Raw genomic sequence first — 8451 nt, 5'->3', positions numbered from 1 at the left:
ATCCAAAATCTGTTCTTTTTTCTGATTCATTAATTTCTTTTTTATATTCTTTTTTAAGTTTTGAAAAGTCTCACTTGTAACTTTGAAGTTTTCATAAAAGACTTTTAAGGTCTCCTAGTGAATGAAACTTTTGTCACTCGTCTTCTAAAAACTTTTTGGTATATCTTTTTTGTTTAAGCATAAAATCCAGGAATAATTTCTTTTGTTCTGCTACGGATAAGTTAACAAAATAATCAGGATTAATCATTGCTAATAAAGCTTTGCTATCTAGGTAGTTTCAATCATATGATCATGACTCAGGATATTCAGTTTCATTTTTAAAAATGTCGAATAAGTTTAACGAGCTAACTGTTCCTGATAATGATATGGTTTTGTCAGCTAGATTACCATCGTGTAACTCCTGGACTTGAATGGTTTTAATTGAGTTTTGAATAGTAATTGTGTAAATCTTTCCATAAGGTGAGTTAGATTCATAATCTTCAGATTGGTTGGTTCAATCGTCTCTTAAGTCTTGAAAAGTGAATTGAATAAAAGTTTCTTTTGTTACTTTATTGTTTTTCATTTGTCCTTTGGAATTAAGTCCAGTTAATGCAAGACATAAAGCATCCAAAAATGTTGTTTTACCTTTTCCATTTTCTTCACTTCATAATGGTTTTTTATTAGACATGGCCTCTTGTATTTGATTAGTGTCAAAATAAAGGCTGTCAATTGATTTAAATTTTTTTATTAAAACCTCTTTTAATTCCAAGTATTTAAAAATGCTAACGTATCCTTCATGCTCTTTCATGTGCCCTCCTTGTGATTTGTTAAAATAAATAAAAAGCAAGCCCCAAGGGACTTGCCATAAAATTCCATGTTTTTTTGTTCTTGTTTTTTATTTAACATAAATATGTTTTGTTATTTTTTTTGATTTTTTCATTTTAAGTAAGTAATTTAGAAACTAGCAAAGATATTAACGGACTGAAAGAAACATATAACGATTTAGTTTCCTGAATAGATAATTTTATCAATGATTCAGAAATTTATTATCAAATAAGTAGAATCAACAACTCTATCAAATCAACTCAGGATCTCATCAGTAATATATTGGATATCGATCCTCTTCCACAAGTTGCACAACTTAAAATTGATTGAGCTGCAAAAGTCGCTGAATTTGAATCAGTTAATAAAAATGATTTAACTGCTCTTCAAGAATATGAGAAGCAATTGTGAAAAGTTCAATATCGCGCACAAATTTTAAATCAACTAACCATAATACGTAATTACAATAGCTTTATTGATTTTACGAGATGAGAATTCATTGATTCGCAAGATAGTGAGCGCTTCAAATACTTAAGTAGCGATTTACCTACACTGCGCAAAGTATCAGAAAAAGTTCAGTCTAATCTTCAAAGATATTATCAAAAGTATCAAGATTTACTCAAAACCGGAAAATTTGAATTTGATGATCCAGTTGAAGGGGCTCCACTTTACTATCAATTTCCGGAATTGAGAAATGGTTACGCTAGCGAAGAAAGAAAATTATCACACAATCAAGTAATAGCTAGAAATGATGATAATTTGCTTACTTATTGATATTTTGGTTACATTCAAAACAAATTAAACAGTAAGGCTTATGAAGTTTTCTATAATTATGGTCAAGTCAAAAAAATCTTGACTTCTGATAATAATAATAATTTAATGACACAAGACCAAAGAAATAATTTAATTGCTAACTTCGTAAATAAATTAAAAAACACAATAATGCCGAATATCAAAATTGATAGAGTTCATTTCAATTCATTGGATATAATGAATAACAATCTAGTTGAAAACCTTTATGCAGACATATCTAGCGTAAGTGACGTTTTATCAATAATTACTAAATATGGGAAAATATTGAATCATGTGGATAATTTTGTTCAATTAATAAATAGCCTAAATACTTTAGAAAGTGATTATAATGCCTACAAACAAAATCAAATCACTGATTCTAATGTAAGACAATATTTTGACAATTTAAGCTCAGCGCCACAATTCAGCACAATAACACAAAAATGATTTGCACTAGCAAAAGAAGCGAAAATTGATGAAATTAAACAGCTTATTCACAGTATTGACTTTAGTTTAGATAACAATAAAGAAATAATAAGTAAGATCGATGATGTAAACAGAAAAATAGGTGATATATTAGAAAATGAAGACTTAAAAAACATTTATTATAATGGTACTTCTTCTACTTACTACTACATTTTAGGATCAATGATATCAAGTTCTTTAGGATCTTTAGGTGATTCTCCAAAATACAACGAAACAAATACTTTAATTGAAAAACTAGCACCAAGTTTCAACAAAACACATTTTATGACTTTAACAAATGACATAAAGTTCTTTTTCCTGAGACCTTTTGAATTAAATACTTATCTTGGCGCTAACAAAATTGTTCAAATCATGACTGAATATAACAATAAATGTCAAGAAATTGAAGACGAAGTAACACAAATACTTAAACAAGAAGAACAATCTTAGTTAATTGATGCTAAATTTTGCTCCAACTTTTAGTTGGAGCTTTTTAGTTGTTTTCCAAATGTATGTCCTATTACAAGTTTTTAGCGAAACAGTAAAAATAATGAAGATACTAAAAACTTACAACTATCATTAGAAAGTGCAAAACAACAACTTGTACCTATTATCAAAAAGGTTATTTTGAACGGTAAAAATACTATTGACACATTAGCAATTTATGATAATATCGTCCAAAATGCGAGTGAGAAGACTAGTCCAGGACTAGATAATAAGAGTCCAAAACAATATTTAAGTGAAAAAATGTCAACTACACAATTAGATAGTTTAAAAGCGCAACTAACACAATATCAACAACTAAATGATAATCAGTTGGTAAATGAGTTTTTTAATCAAGCAAATGTTAATAATGAAAAACTTACTAAGTTATTAAAATTGTTAGCCGATATTGAATCAAAAGTACGTCAAGTATTTAATGCCAATAAGCAAGTAATTATTGATTACGATAACAAAATCAGTGAAATTAACGCACAAAATGAAGACAAGATTGAAAAAGTAGAAGATAAACTTTTAACACTAACAGGAACAAAAAATATTGACGAACTAACTACTATTAGTCCACAAAACGCAAAAGATAATTCACTGTTAAAATCATTGTGAAATGATATTGAACTAAAGAATAAAGAACTAAAACAAAAACAAGCATTAATCGAACAAAATAACCAAAAAATTAGTGAACTAGAAGCGAAAATTAAGCAGCAAGAAGCAAGTAGTCTAGCATTGGAAAATGATTTGGCACAAGCAAGAATTAATCTTGGTACAAAAGATACTAAAATTCAACAATTACAAAACCAAATTGTGAGTTTACAACAACAAAAAGATAGTTTTGAAAAACAAAATCAAACTTTAAGTACACAAAAACAAGAATTAGAAACTCAAAAGCAACAATTGAGTAAACAGGTTGAAACTAAGAATACACAAATTCAAACTTTAGAGACTCAAAAGACACAATTGCAGGAACAAATTAGTACCTTAGAAGCAAAAATTAGTAGTTTAACGAGTGAGTTAGATACACTGAAAAAATCACAAGTTTCATTGAGTAGTCAAGTGTCTAACTTGCAAGAACAAATTAAACAAAAGGATACACGTATTAGTCAATTAGAAAGTGAATTAGCACAAGAAAAACAAAAATCAAAAGAAGAAGATAAGCAACGAATTAGTCAACTTGAAAGAGAAAAACAAGAATTACAATCAGCAAGAGATAATTTACAAAGTCAATTGACTACGACAACAAGAACTCTTTTACAAGTGCAAGGAGATAAAACTAGAAAAGAAAGTGAAATTAGACAAAATGAAAGAACGATTAGTGACTTAAGAAGTCAAGTGTCTTCGAAAGATAACGATATTAGACAAAAACAAACTACTATTAATAGTTTAAATAGTCAAATCACTTCAAAAGATAGTCAAATTTCAACTTTAAGTCGCGAAATTCAAAGTTTAAAACAACAAAAAGCAAGTTTAGAAGCAACTATTCAAGCAAAAGATAGTGAGATTAGACAAAAAGACCAAACTATTGAAGAACAGCGTGGTGAAATTGCTACGTTAAAAGGTAAAAAAACAGAAGAAGAAAGATTAAGAGAAGAAAATAGTGAACTTAAAAAGCAAGTCGAAACTTTAAATGCGACAATTTCGGAAAACACTAAGGAAATTAATAGACTAAAAGGCGAAAATAGAGAACTAAACTTATATATTCTTGATTATCAAGATTGACAAAAGTTTAGTGAAGCAAAGAAATTCATTGAAAAGTTTAATAACATTTTAGTGTTTTCGAAACAATATCTAGAATTTTTACAAGGTGACGAAGTGATTAATTGAGAACGTCCTAACATTCGGCAAGGAGAATATCACTCTTGAAACACACCAAATACGGAGTTTTTCAAACAAGTTGAGAAAGGACAAAAGGATTTTGATAGTTTATTCAGTGACATTGACTTAACAAACAAAGCAAAGGTTGCTATTGTACGTTCGCTTAAACCTGACAACTATATGTTAAATTGAAACCTTTTAAAAGAAGATTTTGAAAAACTTAAAAAATTGCAAACACTGAAAAAAGTTAAAGAATTAACTTCAAGACAAAGAACTAATAGTGAAAAACAAGAAATGAAACAACTTGTGTGAACTATTGATAATGTGTATAAACAAGTAAACTTAGTTGACTTGACTACTGAAGTGAGTGTACCTTTTAGCACTCCTTGATATAGAAATTGAGAAGAAATGTATTATGCTGTTGCGGAAGCACAAGACGATTATCAAGAGCAAGCCGGTTTAAATAACACTGCAAGTGGGAAAAAGAATTATATTGAAGGAGAACTAACAAAACTTGGGGTTGAAGACGAAAATTGAGTTCTTAGCGTTTCTAGAAGTTTAGAGGCACTGTTACAAGAAAACATTATGAAATTACAAGGATACAAGAGTGGAGAACCGGGATTTTATGAAGATATGAATAGTGGTTACAACTTAGAGTTGAGTAATATTAGAAAACTGAGAAGAGTTGAAGATATATTTACAAGATTTATTGAATTAGCAAACTTAATGGAAAGAGTTAAAGGCGAACTTGCGCGTTATGAAAGAAATTAATTAATAAAATAAGTAGACTTTTTTGAAGTCTACTTTTCTTTTACTAAAATGGAAGATTATCATTAGTGTGTTTAATTTCAATAGGAGTTTTGTCGTAGTAAAGGCTATATTCATTCATATAACTTGCTTTAGTTACTAGATAGTGTGACTTATTGTATATAAATCAATCTATTGTTTTTTGCAAGTCAAAATTGTTTTTCCAGTCACCTATATCGTCATTAAAAGTTGCGTCAATTACCATTTCAGTACCGTCTAAAACTAGTCCTGCATTGACGTGTTGAAAATCTTCATTATTAGAAATTTTATAGTACTTTCTATAAAACATTAAATTCTTGTATCCTAGCATATCTAAAGCAATGTAAACGAATTCGCTGTATCCTTGACAATTAAAATAAGCATAATCAGTAGTATCAATAGGAGTGTCGAAAATAGTAATGTAGTCGATTAATTTCTTGTTATAACCATACTCATAAATTACTTTTACACTTAAAAATCTAGTCAAAACTAATGCTACCTGGTCTAAATTAAAGTCTTTAGAAATTAGTTGTGAAACAAAGTGTTTTACAATTGAAATTTGTTTTTCAAATAGTTGTCTTGCTTCTCGTTTTTGCGCTTCATTTAAATCTTTTCATTCAATGTTTAAACTACCATATAATTTTGCTATTGCTTTATTTAACATATAATCATACACCATATCGAATTCATAACTATATGATTTTGACAAATCCTTTCTAACAAAAGGAGTAATGTGAGTGTAACTATCTAAATTAACTGCTTTATCTTGTGAAAACACCATTCAAGTATCATTAGCATAATCACGCATTGAAGTAAATAAAACGGTTAATTTATTTTCTAATTCACTATCGCTTCAAGACGCAATTTTTTCGATTTCCTGACTTAATTTATCTTTTCAAACAGTATAAAATTCTTTTAATTCAGGATTTAAAAACTTAGCATAATAAGTATTATAAGTTTCAATAAAATCCTTACCATTTAGTAACGCTTGTCACTTACTTACTAAGTTATCAAACTCAACACCTAAACGATTAATACGGTTAACTAAAACACTAGGATTAGCGTCAACAAAGGTGTTGTATTCTTCGATTACTGTATTAATTTTGGTATCAAATCTTTGACTTAACAATTCAAAAATACGCTTAAAAACAGCACTATTACCACTATATAAAGTGTTTAATTTAGTATAAAAATCATTAATTGCTTTTTGAATTGTTTCATAAGTATCTTTTAGATTGTTAATTCTAATTTTAGTTACATTATTATCATTTTGATATTTTGATTTTTGATTTAAAAGTAACGAAATGTTATCATTGTATTCTTTTGAAAATTTATCGTTAATTAGGTTTTGAACTACTAAATCATTTTTCTTATTGATATTATTTTTTGTTTCAAATTCTTTAATAAAAGCAGCAATATTTTCAGTTGAAAAAAGGTTATTAATGTCACTTTTTAGTTGTTTAAAAGTTTCTAAAGAGTTGTAATTTTGATTTTTGATTTCAAGAATTTTAATGTTAAAAAACAGTCTTAAGTTTTCAAATGGAGATTTTTTAACTTGACTTTCAAGATTATCTAAAAGGTTTTGATTTTCATTCGATTGCTTAATTTTAATGTAGTTTGAGTCAAAAACTTGCTGACTAAAATCAGCAATTCTTTGTTTATCGTGCACGTTATTAGCACAAGAAACTAATGCAGTTGGAACTAACACTAGTGGACTAATTGATAGCGATAATGCACTTCATAAAACTCTTTTTTTCATTTTATTTATCCTTTTTACAACTAAAAGTGCTTCTAGGTAAAATTTTTGGGTTATTTTTACCTAGAAACCAAAACCACCATTTTTCATCAATTGAGCCATATTCATTTGACCTCTTCCCGAAGCCATATCTTTCATTTGCTTTGCCATGCGCTCATAATCAGTTATTAACATATTGTATTCACGCGCGCTACGACCAGAACCACTCAAGATTCTTGCTTTGCGGTTTGCATCTTTTAATAATTTAGGATTTTTACGTTCTTTTTTGGTCATTGAGTCCATTAAAATCTTGTAAATATCGAATTTTTCTTCTGCTCTTGAAATTTGATCTTCGTCAATTTTATTTCCTAAACCAGGAATCATTTTCAAGATTTTAGTCATTTTTCCTAATTTCTTGATTTGTGCCATTGTTTCCATTAAGTCCTCTAAACTAAATTGACCACTAAAAAATCTTTGTCCTAATTTACGAGCTTTTGATTCGTCAATATTTTCTTCTGCCTGTTCGATAAGTCCAACAATGTCACCCATTCCCAAAATTCTTTTTGCCATTCTTTGGGGATCAAAGGCTTCTAAAGCGGAAATTTTTTCTCCTGTTCCGATGAAAATGATTGGAACATTTAAAAGATGAGTGATTGAAAGAGCAGCTCCACCACGAGTATCAGAATCTAGTTTAGTAATAATTGTTCCGTTTAGTTGCAACTCATCATTAAAAATTTTGGCCACATTAATAACATCTTGCCCACTCATTGCATCAACTACTAAGAAAATGTAGTCTGGGTGAATATTCTTTTTGATATTTTTTAACTCTTGCATTAAGTTTTCATCAATTGCTAAACGTCCCGCTGTATCGACAATTACTAAATCGTTGCTGTTTTGTTTGGCTTGTTGTAATCCGTTGTTAACAATCGCTAATGCGTCATCAACTTTTTCAGTATAAAAATCAACATCAATTTGTTTTGCAAGAGATTGTAATTGATCTCTAGCGGCCGGACGATAAATATCAGCTCCTATTAATAATGGCTTAGAAGCGATTTTTTTCTTTCTTAAAAATGCTGCTAATTTGGCAGTCGATGTTGTCTTCCCACTACCTTGTAGCCCAATCATCATAATCTTGGTAGGTTGTGATTTTATCTTGATTTCTGTTGCTTTTGAACCTAGAATTCGAACTAATTCTTCTTGGAAGATTTTAACTACGGTTTGTTGTGTGTCTAAATTACCTAATTTTCCACTTTCAAGAATTTTTGTTTTCACTTCTTTTGTAAAAGTTTTAACAACTTCTAAGTTAACGTCAGCTTCAAGTAATGAAAGTTTTACTTCACGGATTATTTCTAAAACATCAGCTTCCTCAATGCGAGTTTTTTTATTCATTTTTTCAATTGATTTTTGTATTCTATTACCAATAAATTCAAACATAATATTTAATTATAACCTAAAACCTTTTTTAAGCACTTGCAGTGACTTTTAACAGCCATAAAGACTCAAATTGATAAACAAAATTACTCATTTTTTCTTTTCAAGCACTTGCATTTTGAAGGTTTTTA

At 28.7% G+C, this 8451-nt stretch carries 5 protein-coding genes; 2 read left to right on the top strand and 3 right to left on the bottom strand.

Annotated elements, in window-relative coordinates; all coding sequences use genetic code 4:
* A partial coding sequence (locus ACWXVV_RS02125; protein ID WP_456012473.1) for an AAA family ATPase occupies nucleotides 1-787 on the bottom strand: 787 nt, incomplete at its 3' end.
* A 299-nt stretch (nucleotides 788-1086) separates the two neighbouring features.
* Here ACWXVV_RS02125 and ACWXVV_RS02120 point away from each other — a divergent pair.
* Both ACWXVV_RS02120 and ACWXVV_RS02115 read left to right on the top strand, forming a co-directional pair.
* A complete protein-coding gene (locus ACWXVV_RS02120; protein ID WP_455984792.1) occupies nucleotides 1087-2508 on the top strand; it encodes a hypothetical protein in 1422 nt (473 codons plus the stop codon).
* A 177-nt stretch (nucleotides 2509-2685) separates the two neighbouring features.
* Complete coding sequence (locus ACWXVV_RS02115; protein ID WP_455984793.1) at nucleotides 2686-5139, top strand: hypothetical protein; 2454 nt, start codon at nucleotides 2686-2688, stop codon at nucleotides 5137-5139.
* A 43-nt stretch (nucleotides 5140-5182) separates the two neighbouring features.
* On the opposite strand, the gene ACWXVV_RS02110 is transcribed toward ACWXVV_RS02115, so the two are convergent.
* Together ACWXVV_RS02110 and ffh are read right to left on the bottom strand one after the other, a co-directional pair.
* A complete protein-coding gene (locus tag ACWXVV_RS02110) occupies nucleotides 5183-6913 on the bottom strand; it encodes a hypothetical protein (protein ID WP_455984794.1) in 1731 nt (576 codons plus the stop codon).
* Nucleotides 6914-6973: 60 nt separating this feature from the next.
* Nucleotides 6974-8323: a signal recognition particle protein gene (ffh, locus tag ACWXVV_RS02105; protein WP_455984795.1), complete on the bottom strand. Its 1350-nt coding sequence runs from the start codon at nucleotides 8321-8323 to the stop codon at nucleotides 6974-6976.
* Nucleotides 8324-8451: the final 128 nt, after the last annotated feature.

This window comes from Mycoplasma sp. 3392 (genome assembly GCF_053851755.1).
This window is presented reverse-complemented; position numbering and strand designations above follow the sequence as displayed.